Origin of the sequence: Pseudomonas sp. NBRC 111143, assembly GCF_001320965.1 — a bacterium.
Classification (GTDB): domain Bacteria; phylum Pseudomonadota; class Gammaproteobacteria; order Pseudomonadales; family Pseudomonadaceae; genus Aquipseudomonas; species Aquipseudomonas machongensis.
In genome coordinates, this window is sequence record NZ_BCBT01000038.1 from 1 (window position 1) to 21411 (window position 21411).

General features: G+C 64.0%; 23 protein-coding genes and 1 other RNA gene. 8 read left to right on the forward strand and 16 right to left on the reverse strand.

The window, feature by feature from the left end:
- A partial coding sequence (locus APH44_RS19285) for a VOC family protein (RefSeq protein ID WP_156343771.1) occupies positions 1 to 630 on the forward strand: 630 nt, incomplete at its 5' end.
- A 42-nt stretch (positions 631 to 672) separates the two neighbouring features.
- Here the strand turns inward: APH44_RS19285 and gcvH are convergent.
- The 9 genes from gcvH to APH44_RS19330 form a co-directional block, all read right to left on the reverse strand.
- Complete coding sequence (gene gcvH, locus APH44_RS19290; protein ID WP_054894075.1) at positions 673 to 1056, reverse strand: glycine cleavage system protein GcvH; 384 nt, start codon at positions 1054 to 1056, stop codon at positions 673 to 675.
- A 50-nt stretch (positions 1057 to 1106) separates the two neighbouring features.
- The gene (gene gcvT / locus APH44_RS19295) at positions 1107 to 2189 is read right to left on the reverse strand and encodes a glycine cleavage system aminomethyltransferase GcvT (RefSeq protein WP_054894076.1); all 1083 of its coding nucleotides are present in this window, start codon (positions 2187 to 2189) and stop codon (positions 1107 to 1109) included.
- Between the two features lie 124 nt (positions 2190 to 2313).
- Entirely contained in the window at positions 2314 to 3936 is a 1623-nt protein-coding gene (locus tag APH44_RS19300) for an iron ABC transporter permease (protein WP_054894077.1), read from the reverse strand.
- A 126-nt stretch (positions 3937 to 4062) separates the two neighbouring features.
- Complete coding sequence (locus APH44_RS19305) at positions 4063 to 5067, reverse strand: extracellular solute-binding protein (RefSeq protein WP_054894078.1); 1005 nt, start codon at positions 5065 to 5067, stop codon at positions 4063 to 4065.
- A gap of 182 nt (positions 5068 to 5249) precedes the next feature.
- Positions 5250 to 6467: a 2-octaprenyl-3-methyl-6-methoxy-1,4-benzoquinol hydroxylase gene (locus APH44_RS19310; RefSeq protein ID WP_177339384.1), complete on the reverse strand. Its 1218-nt coding sequence runs from the start codon at positions 6465 to 6467 to the stop codon at positions 5250 to 5252.
- Between the two features lie 9 nt (positions 6468 to 6476).
- Entirely contained in the window at positions 6477 to 6959 is a 483-nt protein-coding gene (locus APH44_RS19315) for a DUF4442 domain-containing protein (RefSeq protein WP_054894080.1), read from the reverse strand.
- Positions 6956 to 8155, reverse strand: a complete 1200-nt coding sequence (gene ubiH / locus APH44_RS19320) for a 2-octaprenyl-6-methoxyphenyl hydroxylase (RefSeq protein WP_054894081.1) — start codon at positions 8153 to 8155, stop codon at positions 6956 to 6958. Before ubiH ends, APH44_RS19315 begins: the two co-directional genes overlap by 4 nt.
- Positions 8152 to 9486 (reverse strand): Xaa-Pro aminopeptidase, encoded by a 1335-nt coding sequence (pepP, locus tag APH44_RS19325; RefSeq protein WP_054894082.1) that lies wholly within the window; start codon positions 9484 to 9486, stop codon positions 8152 to 8154. The genes ubiH and pepP overlap by 4 nt, the downstream gene beginning before the upstream one ends.
- Positions 9487 to 9508: 22 nt before the next feature.
- Positions 9509 to 10063: a YecA family protein gene (locus APH44_RS19330; protein WP_054894083.1), complete on the reverse strand. Its 555-nt coding sequence runs from the start codon at positions 10061 to 10063 to the stop codon at positions 9509 to 9511.
- 154 nt (positions 10064 to 10217) lie between these two features.
- Here APH44_RS19330 and APH44_RS19335 point away from each other — a divergent pair, with 154 nt between their 5' ends.
- From APH44_RS19335 to APH44_RS19345, 4 genes are all read left to right on the forward strand, one after another.
- Positions 10218 to 10427, forward strand: coding sequence for a TIGR02449 family protein (locus APH44_RS19335; protein ID WP_054894084.1), 210 nt, complete (start codon positions 10218 to 10220; stop codon positions 10425 to 10427).
- Positions 10424 to 10741: a cell division protein ZapA gene (locus APH44_RS19340; protein WP_054894085.1), complete on the forward strand. Its 318-nt coding sequence runs from the start codon at positions 10424 to 10426 to the stop codon at positions 10739 to 10741. Before APH44_RS19335 ends, APH44_RS19340 begins: the two co-directional genes overlap by 4 nt.
- Before the next feature lie 17 nt (positions 10742 to 10758).
- A non-coding RNA gene (gene ssrS / locus APH44_RS29300) (6S RNA) lies at positions 10759 to 10937 on the forward strand.
- 83 nt (positions 10938 to 11020) lie between these two features.
- Positions 11021 to 11629 carry a 5-formyltetrahydrofolate cyclo-ligase gene (locus APH44_RS19345; RefSeq protein WP_054894086.1) on the forward strand — a complete coding sequence of 203 codons (609 nt, stop codon included), beginning with the start codon at positions 11021 to 11023 and terminating at the stop codon, positions 11627 to 11629.
- 25 nt (positions 11630 to 11654) lie between these two features.
- Here the strand turns inward: APH44_RS19345 and APH44_RS30115 are convergent, their stop codons facing one another.
- Positions 11655 to 11804 carry a hypothetical protein gene (locus APH44_RS30115; protein WP_172964797.1) on the reverse strand — a complete coding sequence of 50 codons (150 nt, stop codon included), beginning with the start codon at positions 11802 to 11804 and terminating at the stop codon, positions 11655 to 11657.
- A gap of 175 nt (positions 11805 to 11979) precedes the next feature.
- On the opposite strand from APH44_RS30115, the gene APH44_RS19350 reads away from it, so the two are divergent.
- Positions 11980 to 12432, forward strand: a complete 453-nt coding sequence (locus tag APH44_RS19350) for an EVE domain-containing protein (protein WP_054894087.1) — start codon at positions 11980 to 11982, stop codon at positions 12430 to 12432.
- A gap of 36 nt (positions 12433 to 12468) precedes the next feature.
- Here APH44_RS19350 and APH44_RS19355 read toward each other — a convergent pair whose 3' ends face one another.
- On the reverse strand, positions 12469 to 12873 hold the full coding sequence (locus APH44_RS19355; RefSeq protein ID WP_054894088.1) for a flagellar basal body-associated protein FliL: 405 nt from the start codon (positions 12871 to 12873) through the stop codon (positions 12469 to 12471).
- Positions 12874 to 13029: 156 nt separating this feature from the next.
- On the opposite strand from APH44_RS19355, the gene APH44_RS19360 reads away from it, so the two are divergent.
- On the forward strand, positions 13030 to 14007 hold the full coding sequence (locus tag APH44_RS19360) for an NADPH:quinone oxidoreductase family protein (protein ID WP_054894089.1): 978 nt from the start codon (positions 13030 to 13032) through the stop codon (positions 14005 to 14007).
- A 90-nt stretch (positions 14008 to 14097) separates the two neighbouring features.
- Here the strand turns inward: APH44_RS19360 and APH44_RS19365 are convergent, their stop codons facing one another.
- The 5 genes from APH44_RS19365 to trxA all read right to left on the reverse strand — a co-directional run bounded on the left by APH44_RS19365 (position 14098) and on the right by trxA (position 19595).
- Positions 14098 to 14748, reverse strand: coding sequence for a gamma-glutamylcyclotransferase (locus APH44_RS19365; RefSeq protein ID WP_054894090.1), 651 nt, complete (start codon positions 14746 to 14748; stop codon positions 14098 to 14100).
- Between the two features lie 333 nt (positions 14749 to 15081).
- Positions 15082 to 16050 (reverse strand): CDP-6-deoxy-delta-3,4-glucoseen reductase, encoded by a 969-nt coding sequence (locus tag APH44_RS19370; protein ID WP_054894091.1) that lies wholly within the window; start codon positions 16048 to 16050, stop codon positions 15082 to 15084.
- Positions 16050 to 17516, reverse strand: coding sequence for a 4-hydroxy-3-polyprenylbenzoate decarboxylase (gene ubiD / locus APH44_RS19375; RefSeq protein WP_054894092.1), 1467 nt, complete (start codon positions 17514 to 17516; stop codon positions 16050 to 16052). Before ubiD ends, APH44_RS19370 begins: the two co-directional genes overlap by 1 nt.
- A 235-nt stretch (positions 17517 to 17751) precedes the next feature.
- A complete protein-coding gene (gene rho / locus APH44_RS19380; RefSeq protein WP_039581904.1) occupies positions 17752 to 19011 on the reverse strand; it encodes a transcription termination factor Rho in 1260 nt (419 codons plus the stop codon).
- A gap of 254 nt (positions 19012 to 19265) precedes the next feature.
- Positions 19266 to 19595, reverse strand: a complete 330-nt coding sequence (trxA, locus tag APH44_RS19385; RefSeq protein WP_054894093.1) for a thioredoxin TrxA — start codon at positions 19593 to 19595, stop codon at positions 19266 to 19268.
- Positions 19596 to 19872: 277 nt separating this feature from the next.
- Between trxA and ppx the strand changes: the two genes are divergently transcribed.
- A complete protein-coding gene (ppx, locus tag APH44_RS19390) occupies positions 19873 to 21375 on the forward strand; it encodes an exopolyphosphatase (RefSeq protein ID WP_054894094.1) in 1503 nt (500 codons plus the stop codon).
- The last annotated feature ends 36 nt before the right edge of the window (positions 21376 to 21411 follow it).

A 21411-nucleotide genomic window follows, 5' to 3' on the forward strand; every position in this document is an offset into this window, starting at 1 on the left:
GAAGGCCCGCCCACTCGGCGTCACCCGATACTGCTGCGTCAGACCAGCTTCAAGGCGTTGCAGGAAAAGGTCGCGTTCAGCGATGCACAGGGCAGCCACACCGCGCGCTTCGGCGAGATCGAGCAACGCGGGGCGGCGCTGACGCCGAAAGGCCGGGCGCTCTACGACCGCCTGCTCGACGCGACCCGGGCCGCCCTCAACGGCGTACCGGCCGAAACCAATGCCGAGCACTACAAGACGCTGCTGGCGCAACACTTTGCCGAATTCCCGGATGATCTGACGCAGATGCGCGAGCAGGGGCTGGCGTACTTCCGTTACTTCGCCACCGAAAAAGGCCTGGCCGAACGAGGTCGCCAGGATCGACCTTCCACGCTGCAAGGCCTGATCGACGCTGGGCATGTGCATTTCGAAGCGCTGGTGTACGAGGATTTCCTGCCGGTCAGTGCCGCAGGGATTTTCCAGTCGAATCTGGGCGACGATGCCCAGGCCGACTATGGCAGCAATGCCAATCGCGATGCCTTCGAGGCAGCGCTGGGACTCAAGGTGCAGGACGAACTTGCGCTGTACGCCCAGAGCGAACGACGTTCGCTGCAAGCCTGTGCACAGGCCTTGGGCGTTACGCTGGAATAGGGCTGCGAGGCAGCCCCTGTGTGCGGCCTCGGCCGCACGCCATCACTCGCCGATGGCAGCCTTGTAGCCTGCCGCGTCCAGCAGTTTGTCCAGCTCGGCCTTGTCGCTCGGCTTGAGCTTGAAGATCCACGACTCGTAGGGCTCTTCATTGAGCAGCTCAGGGCTGTCGGCCAGCTCCTCGTTGACGGCGATGACTTCGCCGCCGACCGGGGCGTAGATGTCGGATGCGGCCTTGACCGACTCGACCACCCCCGCAGCGTCGCCCGCGGCGAAGACCTTGCCGACTTCGGCCAGTTCGACGAACACTACATCACCCAGAGCTTCCTGGGCGTGATCGCTGATACCCACGGTCACGGTGCCGTCGGCTTCCAGGCGCGCCCATTCATGACTTTCAGCAAAACGCAGGTCGGCGGGGATATTGCTCATGTGTCGTATTCCTCGGTTGGCTCAGCGGTCTACCGCCGGTAATTGAGTGTTCAGATCAGGGTCTTGCCGTGGCGCACGAAGGTCGGTTTGACCACCCGCACCGGATACCACTTGCCACGAATCTCTACTTCGGCGCGGTCGCCAGTGGCGATGGGCACGCGCGCCAAGGCAATGGACTTGCTTAGCGTAGGGGAGAAACTACCACTGGTGATCTCTCCTTCGCCAATACCGGCAACACGAACTGTCTGGTGGGCACGCAGAACGCCGCGCTCCTCCAGTACCAGGCCGACCAGTTTGTCCTGCACACCACGCTCGATTTCCGCCAGCAGGCCGCTGCGGCCGATGAAATCGCGGTCAGCAGGCTCCCAGGCAACGCTCCAACCCAGGTTGGAGGTCAGCGGTGTGTGGGCTTCGTCGATATCCTGGCCGTACAGGTTCATGCCGGCCTCCAGGCGCAGCGTGTCACGAGCGCCAAGGCCGCTGGGGGCGATGCCGGCGCCGACCAGGTCGTAGAAGAAGCTTGCGGCCTGATCGCCCGGCAGGATGATTTCCAGCCCATCTTCGCCGGTGTAGCCGGTGCGGGCGACGAACCAGTCGCCTTCGGCGACACCCTCGAACGGGCGCAGCTCGCGAATCAGCGCCGCACGCGCAACACTGAGCAATGCGGCGACCTTCTCACGGGCGTGGGGCCCCTGGATGGCGAGGATCGCAAGCTCGGGGCGTACCTCGATGCAGACGGCAAAGCCTTCGCTCTGGGCCTTCAGCCAGGGCAGTACCTTGTCGCGGGTGGCAGCATTGGCCACCAGTCGATAGCCGTCTTCGGTGCGGTAGGCGATCAGGTCGTCGATGACCCCGCCCTGCTCATTGAGCAACGGGCTGTAGAGGGCTTTGCCGGGGCTTTCGAGGCGGGCCACGTCGTTGGCCAGCAGGCGCCGTAGCCAGGGGGTGGCGTCGGCACCGTCGATGTCGATGACTGTCATGTGGGAAACGTCGAAGACGCCGCAATCACTGCGGACCTGATGATGTTCTTCGACCTGAGAGCCGTAATGCAGGGGCATGTCCCAACCGCCGAAATCGACCGTCTTGGCGCCAAGCGCCAGATGCAGGTCGTACAGGGGCGTGCGCTGTCCCATGGGTTTCTCCTTCCGGGCGTGGCGAAGCAGAGGCGGTCGGTGCTGTTGAATCAACACCTGATCTTGTAGGACCCACCTCTACGAATGCCGCGCATTGTAGCCGCAAGGGCGGGGACTGGCACCCTCAGCGAGGATGCCCAGGACGAGAGGCAGAGCGGCGGATCAGGCCGATGACCGGCAAAAGCCCCACCAGCACCAGGGTCAGGGCCGGCAGCGAAGCGCGCGCCCATTCGCCCTCGCTGGTCATCTCGAACACCCGCACGGCCAGGGTGTCCCAGCCGAACGGCCGCATCAGAAGCGTGGCCGGCATCTCCTTCAGCACATCGACGAACACCAATAGCGCGGCACTGAGCGCACCCGGCACCAGCAGCGGTAGATACACCTTGAAAAACAATCTCGGCCCCGCCACGCCGAGGCTGCGCGAAGCCTCCGGCAGCGACGGGCGGATCCGCTCCAGGCTGCTTTCCAGCGGCCCGTAGGCCACCGCGATGAAGCGCACCAGATAGGCCAGCAACAGCGCAGACACGCTGCCCAGCAATAGCGGCTTGCCGGCGCCGCCCAGCCAGGTGGAAAGCGGAATCACCAGTTGATTGTCCAGATAGCTGAACGCCAGCATGATCGACACCGCGAGCACCGAGCCAGGCAAGGCGTAGCCCAGGTTGGCCAAGCCGACGCCGGCACGAATCGATGGCGTGGGCGCCTGACGCCGTGCAAAGGCCAGCAGCAGCGCCACGCTGACGGTGATCAACGCCGCCATCGCGCCCAGGTACAGGGTGTGCAGGATCAACGCGCCATAGCGCTCGTCCAGATCATGTCGGCCACGCTGCCAGAACCAGGCCAGCAACTGCAGCAGCGGGATGACGAAGGCGCAGGCGAACACCAGCAGGCACCAACCGCTGGCCGCCAGCGCCTTGAGCCCGCGCAGATGATAGAGCGCCTGCCCGCGCGGGCGCTCGTTGCCGCTACGGCTGGCGCCACGGGCGCGGCGTTCTCCATAGAGCACCAGCATCACGGCCAGCAGCAACAGGCTGGCCAGTTGCGCCGCACCGGACAGGCTGAAGAATCCGTACCAGGTCTTGTAGATGGCGGTGGTGAAGGTGTCGAAGTTGAACACCGAGACCGCACCGAAGTCCGCCAGCGTCTCCATCAACGCCAGGGCGATGCCCGCGCCGATGGCCGGCCGCGCCATCGGTAGCGCCACCCGCCAGAACGCCTGCAACGGCGACAACCCCAGCACCCTTGCGGCCTCCATAAGACCCTTGCCCTGGGCCAGGAAGGCGGTGCGCGCTAACAGGTAGACATAGGGGTAGAACACCAGCACCAGCACGATGATGACCCCGCCGGTCGAACGTACCCGGGGCAGGCGCATCGGCCCGAACAGCTCGCGCAAGGCACTCTGCACCGGGCCGGAGAAATCCAGCAGGCCGACGAAGACGAAGGCCAGCACGTAGGCGGGGATGGCAAAGGGCAGCATCAGCGCCCAGTCGAGCCAGCGCCGGCCGGGAAACTCACAGAGGCTGGTGAGCCAGGCCAGGCTGACGCCCAGCACGGTGACGCCGACACCCACGCCCAGCACCAGGGTCAAGGTGTTGCCCAGCAGGCGGCTCATCTGGGTGTCGAGCAGGTGCGACCAGATCTGCGTGTCGATCGACTGCCATGACAGCACCAGTACGCTCAGGGGCAGGAGCACCAGGGCGGCGACAAGGCTGACCGGAAGGTACCAGCGGCGTTGGAGGGAGTGGGGCAAGGCAGGTATCTCGGTTGCAGGTTGCGACCGCTGTGCGGTCGTTCGCAGCTAAAGCCGCTTCCAACCTGTGGGAGCGGCTTCAGGCGAAGGGGCCCAGGAAGGCCCCGAGAGGATAAGCTGTGAAACTCAGTTCCAGCCAGCCCGATCCATCAGGCGAATGGCTTCGGCCTGCCGCTTGCCGGCCACTTCTACCGGCAGGCTGTCGGCCTTGAAGCTGCCCCAGGCCGCGACTTCATCCGATGGCTTGACCTTGGGGTTGGCCGGGAATTCCTGGTTGATGTCGGCGAACAGCTTCTGCGCTTCCTCGCCCGTCATCCACTCGACCAGCTTCTTCGCCGCTTCCGGGTGCGGGGCGTGCTTGGTCAGGCCGATACCCGAGAGGTTGACGTGCACGCCACGGTCGCCCTGGTTGGGCCAGAAGATCTTCACCGGCAGCTTCGGGTCGGCCTTGTGCAGGCGCCCGTAGTAGTAGGTGTTGACCACGCCCACGTCACACTGGCCCGCGGCAACGGCCTGGATCACTGCGTTGTCGTCGGAGAACACGTCGGTGGACAGGTTGTTGACCCAGCCCTTGACCAGCTTCTCGGTCTCGGCCTCGCCATGGGTCTCGATCAGGGTGGCGGTCAGCGACTGGTTGTAGACCTTCTTCGCGGTGCGCAGGCACAGGCGGCCTTCCCACTGTTTGTCGGCCAGGGCTTCGTAGGTGCTCAGTTCCGAGGGTTTGACCCGCTCGGTGGAGTAGATGATGGTCCGCGCACGCAGACTCAGACCGGTCCAGTCGTGGGAAGAGGCGCGGTACTGCGGCGGAATGTTCTTGTCGATGACGTCCGACTTGATCGGCTGCAGGATGCCCATCTGCTCGGCCTGCCAGAGGTTGCCGGCATCCACGGTTAGCAGCAGGTCGGCGACGCCGTTCTGGCCCTCGGCCTTGATGCGCTGCATCAGCGGCGCTTCCTTGTCGGTGATGAACTTGATCTTCACCCCGGTCTTGGCGGTGTAGGCATCGAATACCGGTTTGATCAGTTCGTCGATGCGCGAGGAGTACACCACCACTTCATCATCCGCCGCCTGGACGGAACCGGCGAACAGGGTCAGGGCCAGGGCGGCCAGTAGGGGCTTGCGGGGCGACATGGTGGATGCTCCTCGGGGTTAAAGAGATGCAAATGGTAGTGAATCCCATTTTCCCACTCACCCTGGAAGCAGTTACCGGATGTTGCAAACCAATCGCGGGGCACGCCCGCGCCTACAGAACCACCCCGTTCTTCAGGCAGGTGGCGTACCTGTAGGAGCGGGCTTGCCCCGCGATAGGGCCCTCACGCCTTGGCCAGGTCTGGAAGGTCGCCGCTCAACCCCAAGGCCTGGCGCACGAACACTGCCTTGGCCTCGGGCATCCCTTCCACCAGTTTCAAGCCCGTGTTGCGCAGCCAGCGCAGCGGCAGAGGATTGGCCTGGAACAGGCGTTCGAAGCCCTCCATCGCCGCCATCAGGGCAAGGTTGTGCGGCATACGTCGACGCTCGTAGCGACTCAGCACCTTCACATCCGCCAGGCGCTCGCCACGCTCGCACGCGTGCATCAGCTCCTCGGCCAGCACTGCCGCATCGAGAAAGCCCAGGTTGACGCCCTGCCCCGCCAGGGGGTGGATGGTGTGGGCAGCATCGCCGATCAGCACCAGGCCTTCGTCCACATAGCGCTTGGCATGGCGCTGGCGCAGCGGTACGCAGACACGGCGGTCGGCATGCAGCACCTGGCCCAGGCGGCCTTCGAAGGCGCGCTCCAGCGCCTGGCAGAACGCCGCGTCATCCAACGCCATGGCCTGCTCGGCCTGCTCAGGGGTAGTGGACCAGACGATCGAGCACCAGTGCTGGCCGTCATCGCGCGACAACGGCAGGAAAGCCAGCGGCCCTTCGTCGGTGAAGCGTTGCCAGGCCGTGGCGCGGTGCGGATCGCTGCAGCGCACGCTGGTGACGATGGCGTGATGCAGGTAATCCCACTCGCGCGTCTCGCAGCCCGCCAGGCGCCGCACGGCCGAATTGGCGCCGTCGGCGGCGACCACCAGCGGCGCACGCAGGCGACGGCCATCGGACAGGGTCACCAGCCACTCATCGCCGGAGCGGCGCAGCTGTTCCAGGCGCGCATTGGGCAGCAGCCCGACGTCACTGTCGTGCAGACGGTCCAGCAGGCCGTCCTGCACCACACGGTTCTCGACGATGTGGCCAAGCACCTGAGCATGCACACTGGCGGCCGAGAAATGAATCTGGCCGGTGCCGCTGCCGTCCCAGACCTGCATGTCCGAATAGGGCGTCACACGGCGCCCGACAATGCCCTCCCAAGCGCCAAGACGCTCGAGAATGCGCTGGCTGGCCGCCGACAGGGCACTGACCCGCGGCTCGAAGGGCGCGGCGTCATCGAAAGGCTTGACCGACAGCGGCCCGCCATCGAGCAGCAGCACCTCCAGGCCACTGTGGCGCAACGCCAGGGCCAGGGCGCTGCCGACCATACCGGCACCGACAATCAACAGATCCGCGCGCATGTCCATGCCTTACGCCTGCCTCGCTTGCGGCTTGAGCCGCACGTATAGGGTTTTGTCGACCCGCGCCACCAGCTCGCCGGCGCCATCGCGGATATCGACCTGCAGACGCGGCAGGCACTTCTTTCCACCGGCCGTCTGCTGGCGGATGTCGTCCAGCAGTGCGTCATCGATGTGGAATTCGGCGAACACCGGGCCCTTGCCCGGTGCGATGAAGTCGATGCTGGCAGCCTTGTCCCAGACGATGTACTCGCGGCCCAGCTGCTCGATCAGCAACAGCATGTAGAACGGATCGACCATCGAGTAGAGGCTGCCACCGAACTGGGTGCCGACGTAGTTGCGGTTCCAGCGGGTCAGGTTCATGCGCACCTTGACGCTGCGCATGTCGGGGCTGATGTGCTGCACGCGGATACCCGCCCCCAGGTAGGGCGGGTAGAAATTCAGCAACCAGCGCAACATGCGGGCCCGACGGGCGAGCTTGCGGGCGTCCTTCATGCGCGGCCCCGCGGGTCGGGGCGGGTTCCCAGGCCCATGGCCTGGCGGGCGAACCAGCTCTTGGCCGGTGGCAGCAGGTCCAGGCCCAGCAGGCCGAGGTTGCGCCCGGCGGCCACCAGCGGTTGGGCGCTGCCAAACAGGCGGGTGACCTGGTCGGAGAAGCCGATGGTCAGGCTCTGGTCCAGACGTTGGCGCTGGCGATAACCCTGCAGTGTTGCCAGGTCGCCCGGCTGCTGCGGGCCTGCGAGCAGGGCCTCGGCCAGTGCGTGCACGTCGCGCAGCGACAGGTTGAACCCCTGACCTGCGATCGGGTGGAGGCTGTGCGCCGCGTTGCCCAGTACCACCAGGTGCGGGCGTACCTGCTCCTCGGCTTCGACCAGTGCCAGCGGGTAGAGATGCCGTGCGCCGACCTGGCGCAGAGCGCCGAGGCGGTAGCCGAACGCGCCCTGCAGTTCGCGCAGGAAGGCGCGCTCGTCGATATCGGCCAGACGCCGTGCGTCCATGCCCTGCCGCGTCCAGACCAGCGCGCAGCGGTTTTCCGGCAGTGGCAGCAAGGCCATCGGGCCTTGTTCGGTGAATCGTTCGAACGCCTGGCCACGATGGGCCTCGCCTGGAGAGATGTTGGCGATCAGCGCACTCTGGTCATAGGGCGTGCGGCGCACATGAATGCCCAACTGCTCGCGCAGGCCGGAGCGGCCGCCGTCGGCGAGAATCGCCAGGTCGCATTCAAGGCTGGTGTCATCGTCGAGTTGCAGGCGATAACCGCCCTCGACAGGCTGCATGGCCCTGACTTCGGCCGGGCACCGCCAGCTCACCACCTCGCTGTCCAGCCCCTGCCACAGGCACTGGCCGAGCCAGGCGTTTTCCACCACATAACCCAGCGCAGGCACACCTTCTTCCTGGGCATCCAGCCGGGTGGCGCCAAAGCGGCCGCGGTCGGACACCTGGATCTGCCGGATCGGTTCGGCGCGGTGCTCAATGCCCTGCCACAGGCCAAGCTGGTCGTAGATCTGCCGAGTGCCGAAGGACAGCGCCGAGGAGCGTGCATCGTAGCTGGGCTGGAAGCTGTCGCCGGGGGCGAACGGCTCGATCAGCAGGATCTTCCAGCCGCGCGCCTTGGCCCCGGCCTGCAGCGCCAGCGCCAGGCTGGCACCGACCAGGCCGCCGCCGATGATCGCCAGGTTCACCCGGCTCATGCCACGTCCTTGCGCGCGTCGAGCATCAGTGCCTCGATTTCGTCGACTGTCTTCGGCACACCCGAAGTAAGAATTTCACAGCCCTTTCTGGTGACCACCACGTCGTCCTCGATCCGCACCCCGATGCCGCGCCACTTCTTAGCCACGCTCTGGTTGTCGGCTGCGATGTAGATACCTGGTTCGACAGTCAGCGCCATGCCCGGTTCGAGCACCCGCCACTGACCGCCGACCTTGTATTCACCCACATCATGCACATCCATGCCCAGCCAGTGTCCGGCGCGGTGCATGTAGAACGCGCGGTAGGCTTCGCTGTCGATCAGCGCCTGCACCTCACCCTTGAGCAGCCCCAGCTCGACCAGGCCCTGGGTGATCACCCGCACCGTCGCTTCATGGGCGTGATTCCAGTGTTTGCCCGGCGCAATCTCGGCAAAGGCGGCTTCCTGGGCCTTGAGCACCAGTTCATAGATCGCCTTCTGCTCGGGCGAGAACCGTCCGCTGACCGGGAAGGTACGGGTGATGTCGCTGGCGTAGCAGTCGATCTCACAACCGGCGTCGATCAGCACGAGGTCACCGTCCTTGAGCGGCGCATCGTTCTGCTGATAGTGCAGGATGCAGGCATTGCGCCCGGCGGCGACGATCGAGCCGTAGGCCGGCATCTTCGCGCCACCCTTGCGGAACTCGTAGTCCAGCTCGGCCTCCAGGCTGTATTCGTGCAGACCGGCGCGGCAGGCCTGCATGGCTCGTACATGGGCGCGCGCGGAAATCGCCGCGGCCTCACGCATCACCTTCACTTCCGCTGCCGATTTATACAGGCGCATGTCGTGCAGCAGATGATCCAGGGCAACGAACTCGTTCGGCGGCTGCGCGCCAAGGCGTGCCTTGGAACGGATCACATTGATCCAGTCCATCAGCCGGCGGTCGAACTCGGGGTTGCTGCCCATGGCGCTGTAGACCCGCTCGCGACCTTCGATCAGACCGGGGAGGATCTCGTCGATATCGGTGATCGGGAAGGCATCGTCGGCGCCGAAGTCGCGTATCGCGCCCTCCTGGCCGGCACGCAGGCCGTCCCAGAGCTCACGCTCGGGATTGCGCTCGCGGCAGAACAGCACGTACTCGCCGTGCTCGCGACCGGGGATCAGGGCGATCACCGCCTCGGGTTCCGGGAAACCGCTCAGGTACTGGAAATCGCTGTCCTGGCGATAGACGTGCTCGACGTCGCGGTTACGGATCGCGACGGCCGCCGCCGGCAGGATGGCGATGCTGTCGGGGACCATCTGCGCCATCAGCGCCTTGCGCCGACGGGCGTACTCTGCCTTGGGTATGTGGCTCATGGGCAAACGACCCCCGGGTCGATCAATGCAGCGATGGTTTTGGTGCCGGCGCAACAGGCGCGGCCAGCTCCGTGTACAGCAGCAGCGGTGCGACGCGCAGGTACTCCATGACTTCCATGTAGTCGCTCTCGCCGTCCTCGGACTCTTCCAGCGCTTCTTGCACTTGCGAGATGGCGACCAGGTCCTGGAGCACTTCCTTGGCATCGGTGGACAGGTCCTTGCCGCCCGCGTTCAGGCCAAAACCGGTAATGAAGCCCTGGCACCATTGGCCCAGGGCGGTGGCGCGATCGCTCAGGGCGGCATCGTCGGTCGGCAGCAGCAGCACGATGGCGACGTCTTCGCCGGTCAGCTCGGCCTTGACCATCTCCTGCAGGCCGATCAGGGCATTGCGGACGTTGTCACCGGGCTCGGTTTCAAGCAGTTGGGCGGCGTCGGCCAGCCAGCCGTCGGCATCGAAGCCGGCACCGGCGCAGCTGCGGCCGATCAGCAGGCCGTGCAGCTCGGCAGGGGTGGCGGGATGGCCATTGCTGGAGAGCAGCATGGCGAAGGCGGTGTAAGGCGATTGGGTATTGGGCATGGGCGGCTAGGCGCCAGACGGCGCATATGACTAGAATGAAGACCTTGTATCCTAGCACCGGCAGGCGCGCCAAGACCATCTGCGCTGGCCGTCGCGGCTCGGGCAGAGGCATGATCGCGAGGCGATCGACGAAGGAGCGGATCGAGTGCAACCCATGCAAGACAATGACCTGCAAGCGCTGATGAGCCGATTCGAGTTGCTGATCGAGCGCGTCGAGCAACTAAAACGGCAAAATGCACTCCTAGTAGCTCAGGAAAAATCCTGGCGCGAAGAGCGCGCCCACCTCATCGAAAAGAACGAGATCGCCCGGCACAAGATCGAGTCGATGATCTTGCGTCTGAAGGCCCTGGAGCAAGACTCATGAGTTCAAGCAATAGCGTCACCGTCCAGATTCTCGACAAGGAATACTCGATCATCTGCCCGCCGGAAGAACGCAACAATCTGGTGGGTGCCGCGCGCTACCTGGACGGCAAGATGCGCGAGATCCGCAGCAGCGGCAAGGTGATCGGTGCCGACCGCATCGCGGTAATGGCAGCGCTGAACATCACCCATGAACTGCTGCACCGCCAGGAGCGCCCTGACGTCGCCAGCGGCGGCACCACCCGCGAGCAGGTGCGCGACCTGCTCGAGCGTGTCGACCAGGCACTGTCCGACGACGCGGTTAGCAAAAACGATTGAGATTGGTATACTGGCGCCACTCCCTGGGGGATGCGCCAGTCGGTTATGTCCCTGAGCCGATACGCACAACCACGGGGGTTGCACGTGGGGCAGGTGTGCATGTCCGCTCGACGGAAAGCCTTAACGCCTCCTGCAATCTCCACCTTGAACTTTCGGGTTCAAGGGCTACACCGATAGCGGTCTTGTCGGGGAGCCTGAATTCTCAATGCCCGCCTTTACCGGCGGGCATTTCGTTTGTGCCGCCGCCGTCGGCGGCCAGCATCCGGGATCGCCTGTGCCATGACCGACACCGTGCCGCTCACCCGTCCACAACTTCGCCGCGTGCTGCGCAACGCACGACGCGCGCTGACGCCCGCCCAGCAACGCCAGGCCGCCGTCGGGCTGTACCGGCAACTGGCCCAGCACCCGCTGTTTCGCCGCGCGCGACATATCGCCCTGTATCTGCCCAACGACGGCGAGATCGACCCACGCCTGCTACTGCGCGAAGCCCAGCGGCGCGGCAAGCGCACCTACCTGCCAGTGCTGCATGCCTGGCCGCGCACGCGCATGGTGTTCCAACGCTTCGAACAGGGCGAAAAACTGCGACGCAATCGCTTCCGTATTCCTGAACCGGTCATCGAGCGCAAGCGTCAGCGGCCGGTCTGGTCGCTCGACCTGATCCTGCTGCCACTGGTGGGTTTCGATGAAGTGGGCGGACGGCTGGGGATGGGCGGCGGCTTCTATGATCGCAGCCTGGCCTATCAGGGGCGGCGCAAGGCGTGGAAGAAACCGCTGCTGCTGGGGCTGGCACATGAATGCCAGAAAGTGGAACGACTGGCGCAGGCCAGTTGGGACGTACCCTTGCGTGGAACGGTCTCGGACCGCGGCTGGTACCTGGCGCCGGCCTGAACGTCAGGCCGCGCGCCGCAACACTTCAACGTTGCTGTTGGGCGGATACGGCCGGCGCCTGATAGGCGGCGTCCAGCTTTCGCTCCCACAGACCCTGCGCATAACCCGTGGTGACGACACCCAGACCGAAGATGAAGGCCAGGATCCACAGCAGGTCCGGTTTGCGTTTGTTCATCGTTGCCCCCCTAGGCAAACTGTTCAGGCTCGGCAGCCTTCTTGGTGCTACCGGAGCGTATAGCTTTAAAATCGGCGCATTTTCCGACAACGTGACGCGGCACGCAAACGTTGACGCCAACCGGCTGTCGGTTTGATGCAACATCTTATTTCAAACCTTGTCAGGAGCAGCACCCATGGCCTACTGGCTGATGAAATCCGAGCCCGACGAACTTTCCATCGAAGGCTTGGCCCGTCTCGGCGAGGCGCGCTGGGACGGGGTGCGCAACTACCAGGCACGCAATTTCCTGCGGAACATGAGCGTAGGCGACGAATTTTTCTTCTACCACTCCAGTTGCCCGCAACCGGGCATCGCCGGGATCGCCCGGATCAAGGCCGGCGCCTACCCCGACCCGACGGCGCTGGACCCGCAAAGCCACTACTTCGACGCCAAGGCCAGTGCCGAGAAGAACCCCTGGAGCGCAGTGGATGTCGAGCATGTGCGTACTTTCGGCCAGGTGCTTGGCCTCGGCTTGCTCAAGCAGCAGACGGCGCTGGAAGCGCTTGCACTGGTACAGAAGGGCAGCCGCTTGTCGGTAATGCCGGTGACCCCGGAGCAATGGCAGGCGATCTGCGCGCTGGCGAGGTGATCCGGGCAGCCGATGTGTGGGCGCCCACCAGGGAACTCACTGCACGATCAGGTTGTTGAACAGCAGGTCCTCGACGATTGGCTTGCCTTCTTCGGTTTCCATCACCTGCTGGACCTGCTTCAAGGCTTCCTGACGCAACGCCTCCTTGGCCTCGACATTGCTCATGTTATCCACACCTTGCTGGGTGAACAGCGCCACCAGTTGGTTGCGGATCAGCGGCTCATGGTGCTTGACCGCCGCGGCAGCGGCATCGCCAGTCACGCGCAGGGCCACGTCGGCCTTGTAGACGCGCAGCTTGGGGCCGCCATCCAGGGCGTAGTTGCCGACCAGAGGCGGGCTCAGGTTGATGTAGGCAACCTTCGGTTGGCCTTCCTTGCTCTCTTCGGCCATGGCCGCCACGGGCAGCATCACGGCCAGCACCATCAAGATCCACGCTTTCACGAAATCGCTCCTCAATACAATTGACGCCAGCTTACCCAGCGCGTCGCTCAAACCCAAGCCCGGGCTTATGCCGGCTTATCAGAGCAGGCCATGCTCGTTGACCCACCCCTTCGTCCTCCTACACTTATCGGCCATCACCCGCAAAGGAATAGCCCGATGAAAGCTGTGTTGTGCAAAACCCTGGGCCCGGCACGGGACCTGGTGCTGGAAGAGGTCGCAGGCCCCGTGCCGAAAAAGAACGAGATCCTCCTCGAGGTGCATGCCGCCGGGGTCAACTTCCCCGACACCCTGATCATCGAAGGCAAATACCAGTTTCAACCTCCTCTACCCTTTTCGCCCGGCGGTGAAGCGGCCGGCGTGGTGGCGGCGGTCGGCGAGAAGGCCGGGGCTTTCAAGGTCGGCGACCGGGTCATGGCCCTCACCGGCTGGGGCGCCTTCGCCGAGCAGGTCGCGGTGCCTTATTACAATGTGCTACCCATCCCGGCAGGCATGGATTTCACCACGGCGGCCGCCTTCGGCATGACCTACGGCACCTCGATGCACGCACTTACCCAGCGTGGCCAGCTCAAGGCAGGGGAAACCCTGCTGGTGCTCGGCGCGTCAGGGGGCGTGGGTCTGGCAGCGGTGGAGATCGGCAAGGCACTGGGTGCACGGGTCATCGCGGCGGCCAGCAGCGCCGAGAAGCTCGCCGTGGCCAAGGCAGCCGGGGCGGATGAGCTGATCGACTACAGCCAGGCCAGCCTCAAGGAAGAGATCAAGCGCCTGACCAACGGCCAGGGTGTGGATGTGATCTACGACCCGGTCGGCGGCGAGTTGTTCGACCAGGCCGTACGAGGCCTGGCCTGGAACGGCCGGCTGCTGGTGGTGGGATTCGCCAGCGGCACCATCCCGCAGATGGCGGCCAACCTGGTGCTGCTCAAGGGCGCGGCGGTGCTGGGGGTGTTCTGGGGCGCGTTCGCCCAGCGCCAACCCGAAGACAACGCTGCCAACTTCCGCCAGCTGTTTGCGTGGCACTCCGGGGGCAAGTTGAAACCGCTGGTGTCGCAGACCTACGCGCTGGGCGAGGCGGGTGCGGCTATCGAACGGCTGGGGCAACGGCAGGCAGTGGGCAAGCTGGTGGTGTTGGCCAGGTGATTCGGTGATGACTTCTTCGCGGGCAAGCCCGCTCCTACAAACTTTACCGTCTCTGCAGGAGCGGGCTTGCCCGCGAAGAGGCCGGCGCAGTCAAACCTCGCGCAGGTTGTGGCAGCGCTGAAACCGCGCTTCCAGCTCCCGATCAGGCATCTGGTGGCTGCGCAGGGCATTCAGCGTCTGCTCCACATACTCCCGCGTGGTGCCGTAACGCCCCTTGGCGCTTGCCAGAATCTGGCTGAACAGGGTGTCCGGCAGGTTGCCGGCATAGCACGGCAAGTGACGCTCCAGCACGAAGCCCAAGGCCTGCACCTTGCTGCCGTCATCGAGTCGGCAGGTCAGCCAATGCGGACGATAGGCCGGATAAGGCATCTCCCGCTGCCACAGGGCCATCAGCGAGTCGTCCAGGCAGCTCTCGTCCAGGCGATAGGCAAAGCCGCTGCACGAACCACCGCGATCCAGGCCGAACACCAGCCCTGGGCATTCTGGTGTACCGCGGTGCTCATGGGACCACAGGTAAAGCCCACGATGATAACCGTGCACCCGCGCACGCTGGCGCTCTACCGAGTTGCACTCCGGACGCCAGATCAACGAACCGTAGGCGAACAACCACACAGGCCCACCGTCATGACGGGACATGGTCGTTGTCATGGAGTGCTGCAATTGCTCAGGGGTCAGTTGTTGACCGAAGTCGAGCGACGGAGGATAAGAAACCTGCCACGAAGAACTTTCAAGTGCCGACATAGGCTGCCGCCATTATTTCCTGTGTAACTACCGGAGTGCTGTATTGCGATCGACGCATTCACCTGCGAGCCCGCACCCAATGCTGCGGGGCCTGTACCGCAAGAGGTTGATGACGATGTGCCTACCGTAAGACATATGACGGCGAAACCTCAACCCCTTTTGGCAAAGTTTCACGCGCGATACCGACGACTGGAAAGTGTTGTTATAAGCATAGTAAAAGTTATTAACGCGGCGGGTAATAATTCACTGCTTATAATCGACGACGATAACTTTGGTTATTAATCACGGCGCGCCATTGCAGCGCGCCGTAGGCTCTCATGAAGACCTGGTTACTCAGCCGCGTGGAGCGTAGGCAAACACGTCGGCGCGCATGCGGTGCGCATCCATGCCCGCCTCGACCAGCGCATCGAGCGTGCCATAGACCATGTTCGGTGAACCGCTGGCATAGACATGCACACTGTTCAGGTCGGCGATATCCTCGCACACGGCCTCGTGCAAAAGGCCGCAACGCCCCTCCCAGCCACACAAGTCGCTGACCACCTTGTGCAGGAACAGGTTGGGCAGACGCTCCCATTCGGCCCAGTGCTCGAGGGTGTAGAACTCCTCGGGCCGACGTACACCCCAATACAGGTGCACCGGATGCTTGAAGCCGTTGGCGCGGCAATGCTCGACCAGGCTGTGCATCTGGCCCATGCCGGTCCCGGCAGCGATCAGCACCAGCGGTCCGTCCGGCAGCTCGGCCAGGTGTGCGTCACCGAATGGCAGTTCGATGCGGGCCATGCCGTTGCGTTGCAACTGCTCGATCAGCTTTACCGCACTGCTTTCACGGGCCAGCACATGCAGCTCGAGATCGCGACCTGCATGCGGGGCAGACGCCAGCGAGAAGGCAGCCTTGTCGGCCCCCTCCCGCTCGATCATCAGGTATTGCCCAGCGTGGTAGCGCGGCGGCTTGCCGGCGGGCGCGCGCAGACGCACGCGCCAGACATCCCCACCTACCTCGACGCACTCGCTGACGGTGCAGGCCAGCTTGCGCACGGGCAACTCGCCCAAGGCCAGCACGCCATCCCACAGCAGCACGCAATCTTCCAGCGGTTCGGCGATGCAGGTGAAGAGTTCACCGTGATCGCGGACCTCACCGTCCTGCCGCACCCGCCCTTCCACCAGCAACGCCGCACACACATGGCAATTGCCGTTGCGACAGCTGCTCGGGCACTCGTAGCCCAGGCGCCGCGCTGCATCCAGAATCCTCTCGCCCGGCTCGATGGACAGCACCGCGCCGGACGGCTGCAAGGTCACCTGCATCAATCTATTCCCAACTGGTCCCACAGCTCATCGATACGGCGGGTGACGGCCTCGTCCTTGACGATGACCCGGCCCCATTCGCGTGTAGTCTCGCCCGGCCACTTGTGCGTGGCGTCCAGGCCCATCTTCGACCCCAGGCCCGATACCGGCGACGCGAAGTCGAGGTAGTCGATCGGCGTGTTGTCGATCATCACCGTATCACGCTTGGGATCCATGCGCGTGGTGATGGCCCAGATCACGTCGTTCCAGTCGCGGGCGTTGACGTCGTCGTCGGTGACGATAACGAACTTGGTGTACATGAACTGTCGCAGGAACGACCACACACCTAGCATCACGCGCTTGGCGTGCCCCGGATATTGCTTTTTCATGGTCACTACCGCCATGCGGTAGGAACAGCCTTCCGGCGGCAGGTAGAAGTCGACGATCTCGGGGAACTGCTTCTGCAGGATCGGCACGAACACTTCGTTCAGCGCAACGCCCAGGATCGCCGGCTCATCGGGCGGCCGGCCGGTGTAGGTGCTGTGGTAGATCGGCTTCTGCCGATGGGTAATGCGTTCGATGGTGAACACCGGGAAGCTGTCCACTTCGTTGTAGTAGCCGGTGTGGTCGCCGTAAGGGCCTTCCGGGGCCATTTCACCCGGATGGATCACACCTTCGAGGATAATTTCGGCGGTGGCCGGCACCTGCAGGTCGCTGCCGCGGCACTTGACCAGCTCGGTGCGGTTGCCGCGCAGCAGCCCTGCGAAAGCGTACTCGGAGAGGGTGTCGGGCACCGGCGTCACGGCGCCCAGGATGGTGGCCGGATCCGCGCCCAGTGCGACGGCCACCGGGAACGGCTGGCCTGGGTGCTTCTCGCACCATTCGCGGTAATCCAGCGCGCCGCCACGATGGCTCAGCCAGCGCATGATGACCTTGTTGCGACCGATGACCTGCTGGCGGTAGATGCCGAGGTTCTGGCGGTCCTTGTTCGGCCCGCGAGTCACCGTCAGGCCCCAGGTGATCAGTGGCGCCACGTCACCCGGCCAGCAGTGCTGGATCGGCAACTGGGACAGGTCGACATCCTCACCCTCGACCACCACCTCCTGGCACACCGCGTCCTTGACCACCTTGGGCGCCATGGACACGACTTTCTTGAAGATCGGTAGCTTCGACCAGGCATCCTTCAGGCCCTTCGGCGGCTCGGGCTCCTTGAGGAAGGCCAGCAGCTTGCCGATTTCACGCAGCTCGCCGACCGACTCGGCGCCCATGCCCATGGCCACACGCTCGGGGGTACCGAACAGGTTGCCCAACACCGGGATGTCGAAGCCGGTGGGCTTCTCGAACAGCAGCGCCGGGCCCTTGGCCCGCAGGGTGCGGTCGCAGACTTCGGTCATTTCCAGGACGGGCGAGATCGGAACCTGGATGCGCTTGAGTTCGCCGCGCTGCTCCAGGCCACGGATAAAGTCGCGCAAATCGCGATACTGCATGCGTGAGCCTCGTGTTGGCTGTATCGGTCGGGGGTGCAGAGTGTAGCGCCGATCGGGCTTTGATAGCCAAATGGCAGAGTGCAATGCGCTCGTTCGTAGGGCGCATCAATGACTTGGGGCCGTTCGCGCCCTTCGCGGGCAAGCCCGCTCCTACAGGATCTGTGCGATATCTGTGGGAGCGGGCTTGCCCGCGAAGGGACGCGAAGCGGCCCCAATCATTTCCAGCTTGAAACGCTTACTTGCGCTTCATCGACAGGAAGAACTCATCGTTGGTCTTGGTCTGCTTGAGCTTGTCGATGAGGAACTCGATGGCCGCCACTTCATCCATCGGGTGCAGCAGCTTGCGCAGGATCCACATGCGCTGCAGCTCGTCGTCGGCAGTCAGCAGCTCTTCGCGGCGGGTACCGGACTTGTTGATGTTGATGGCCGGGAACACGCGCTTTTCAGCGATGCGGCGGTCCAGCGGCAGCTCCATGTTGCCGGTACCCTTGAACTCTTCGTAGATGACCTCGTCCATCTTCGAGCCGGTCTCGACCAGCGCGGTGGCGATGATGGTCAGCGAGCCGCCTTCCTCGATGTTACGGGCAGCGCCGAAGAAACGCTTGGGCTTTTCCAGGGCGTGGGCGTCGACACCACCGGTCAGGACCTTGCCGGAGCTCGGGATCACGGTGTTGTAGGCACGCGCCAGACGGGTGATGGAGTCGAGCAGGATGACCACGTCCTTCTTGTGCTCGACCAGGCGCTTGGCCTTTTCGATCACCATTTCGGCAACCTGCACGTGGCGGGTCGGTGGCTCGTCGAAGGTCGAGGCGACCACTTCGCCGCGCACGGTGCGCTGCATCTCGGTCACTTCTTCCGGGCGCTCGTCGATCAGCAGGACGATCAGGTGGCACTCGGGGTTGTTGCGAGTGATGTTGGCCGCGATGTTCTGCAGCATGATGGTCTTGCCCGCTTTCGGCGGAGCGACGATCAGGCCGCGCTGGCCCTTGCCGATAGGTGCGCACAGGTCGATGACACGACCGGTGAGGTCTTCGGTGGAACCGTTACCGGCTTCCATCTTCAGGCGATGGTTCGGGAACAGCGGCGTCAGGTTCTCGAACAGGATCTTGTTCTTCGCGTTTTCCGGACGGTCGAAGTTGATGGTGTCGACCTTCAGCAGGGCGAAGTAACGCTCCCCTTCCTTCGGCGGGCGGATCTTGCCGACGATGGTGTCGCCGGTGCGCAGGTTGAAGCGGCGGATCTGGCTGGGCGAGACGTAGATATCGTCAGGGCCGGCCAGATACGAGGCATCTGCCGAACGCAGGAAACCGAATCCATCCTGGAGAATCTCCAGCACGCCGTCACCCGAGATCTCTTCGCCGCTCTTCGCGTGTTTTTTCAACAGGGCGAAAATCACGTCCTGCTTGCGCGAACGGGCCATGTTTTCGATGCCCATCTGTTCGGCCATTTCCAGCAGATCGGTAATCGGCTTTTGCTTGAGTTCTGTCAGGTTCATAAGGGGAGTGACGTAATCATGTAAGAAGGGGGGAGAATTAAGCTTCTGGCTTAATGAGGCCGCGCCGCTAGATTGGCGACAGGATCGCGTACTGATTCGAATTGGGAGTGCGTCGGCGACGGCGTGCGAAGGGCACTGGAGAAGCAGTGCGAGGCCGAATGTAACACTTGCTTTTTTCGGCGTCTAGTGGTTTTGACAGGGGAAATCGAGCCTCGGGGGCAAAAAAAGCCCCGCATTTGCGGGGCTCTTTCACATCACAGGTGGGCGTCGAGGAACGCAGCCAGCTGGGACTTGGACAGCGCGCCGACCTTGGTCGCCTCGACGTTGCCGTTCTTGAACAGCATCAGCGTCGGGATACCGCGCACGCCGTGCTTGGCCGGGGTTTCCTGGTTGTCGTCGATGTTCAGCTTGGCGACGGTCAGCTTGCCTTCATAGGTGGAGGCGATGTCGTCCAGGACCGGAGCGATCATCTTGCATGGACCGCACCATTCAGCCCAGTAGTCGACCAGCACCGGGCCTTGAGCCTGCAGCACTTCGGCATCGAAGGTGGCGTCGGTGACGTGTTTGATCAGATCGCTGCTCATGGAGTTCTCCAGGTCGTAAGCATAAAAAACGTTGCCCATCATAGCCGCACCCACGCCCTACAGGAAGCCACGGCCGATTGAGTGTAACTATAGTTGTGCAAGACGCCACGAATCGAAACTGTCATACAAGCGTCATAGGATTTGTCCGAGGCCTTTGTTGATCAGTCATTCAGGCCACCCGCACATTGCCCTGCATCAATCCTCGCCATGTCGCGCGTTGGCGTATGCCCGCGATCATGGCAGGATTGCCGGGTTATCGACCGAGAACATCCAGATCATGCCGCAAACCACCGCGAAGAACCTGTCTCTGATCGCCGCCATCGACCTTGGCTCCAACAGTTTCCACATGGTCGTGGCCAAGGCCCACCATACCGAGATCCGCATTCTCGAACGGCAGGGGGAGAAGGTTCAGCTGGCTGCGGGCATCAGCGAAGATCGCCAGCTCAGCGAAGAAGCCATGCAGCGGGGCCTCGAATGCCTCAAGCGTTTCGCCCAGCTGATCAATGGCATGCCGGCCGGCGCTGTGCGCATCGTCGGCACCAACGCCCTGCGTGAAGCACGCAACCGCAACGACTTCATCCTGCGTGCCGAAGCCATTCTCGGCCATCCGGTCGAGGTCATTTCAGGTCGTGAAGAGGCGCGCCTCATCTACCTGGGCGTGTCGCACACCCTCGCCGACACCCCCGGCAAACGCCTGGTCGCCGACATCGGCGGCGGCAGTACCGAGTTCATCATCGGTCAACGTTTCGAGCCACTGCTGCGCGAAAGCCTGCAGATGGGCTGCGTAAGCTTCACCCAGCGCTACTTCCGCGACGGCAAGATCACGCCGGCACGCTACGCCCAGGCCTACACCGCCGCGCGCCTTGAGCTGATGAGCATCGAGAACGCCCTGCACCGCCTGACCTGGGACGAGGCCATCGGCTCGTCGGGCACCATCCGCGCCATCGGCGCCGCGATCAAGGCCAACGGCCATGGCAGCGGCGAGGTCAATGCCGAAGGCCTGGCCGTGATCAAGCGCAAGCTGTTCAAACTGGGCGAAGTCGACAAGATCGACTTCGACGGCGTCAAACCGGACCGGCGCACCATTTTCCCTGCGGGATTGGCGATTCTCGAGGCGATCTTCGACGCCCTCGAACTGCAGCGCATGGACCACTGTGACGGCGCCCTGCGTGAGGGCGTACTGTTCGACCTGCTCGGCCGCCATCATCACGAGGACGTGCGTGAGCGCACACTGAATTCGCTGATGGAGCGCTATCACGTCGACCAGGGCCAGGCCGCGCGCGTGGAGCGCAAGGCGCTGCACGCCTTCGACCAGGTGGCCAAGGCGTGGGATCTGGAAAACGGCAACTGGCGAGATCTGCTGGGCTGGGCGGCGAAGGTGCATGAAGTCGGGCTGGACATCGCCCACTATCACTACCACAAGCACGGCGCCTACTTGATCGAACACTCCGACTTGTCGGGCTTCTCCCGCGAGGACCAGCAGATGCTGGCCCTGCTGGTACGCGGCCATCGCCGCAACATACCCAAGGACAAGTTCGCCGAGTTCGGCGACGAAGGCGTCAAGCTGATCCGCCTGTGCGTGCTGCTGCGCTTCGCCATCCTCTTCCACCACATCCGCGGCACCCAGCAAATGCCCAAGGTCGAGCTCAAGGCTGCCGACGACAGTCTGGAAGTGGTGTTCCCTGAGGGCTGGCTGGAGCAGCATCCGCTTACCCAGGCCGACTTCGCCAACGAGGCGGAGTGGCTGGCGCGGGTCGGGTTCGTGCTGAGCGTGCGCTGAGCCCCGACGCTGACCCTATGTAGGCGCGGCCTTGTG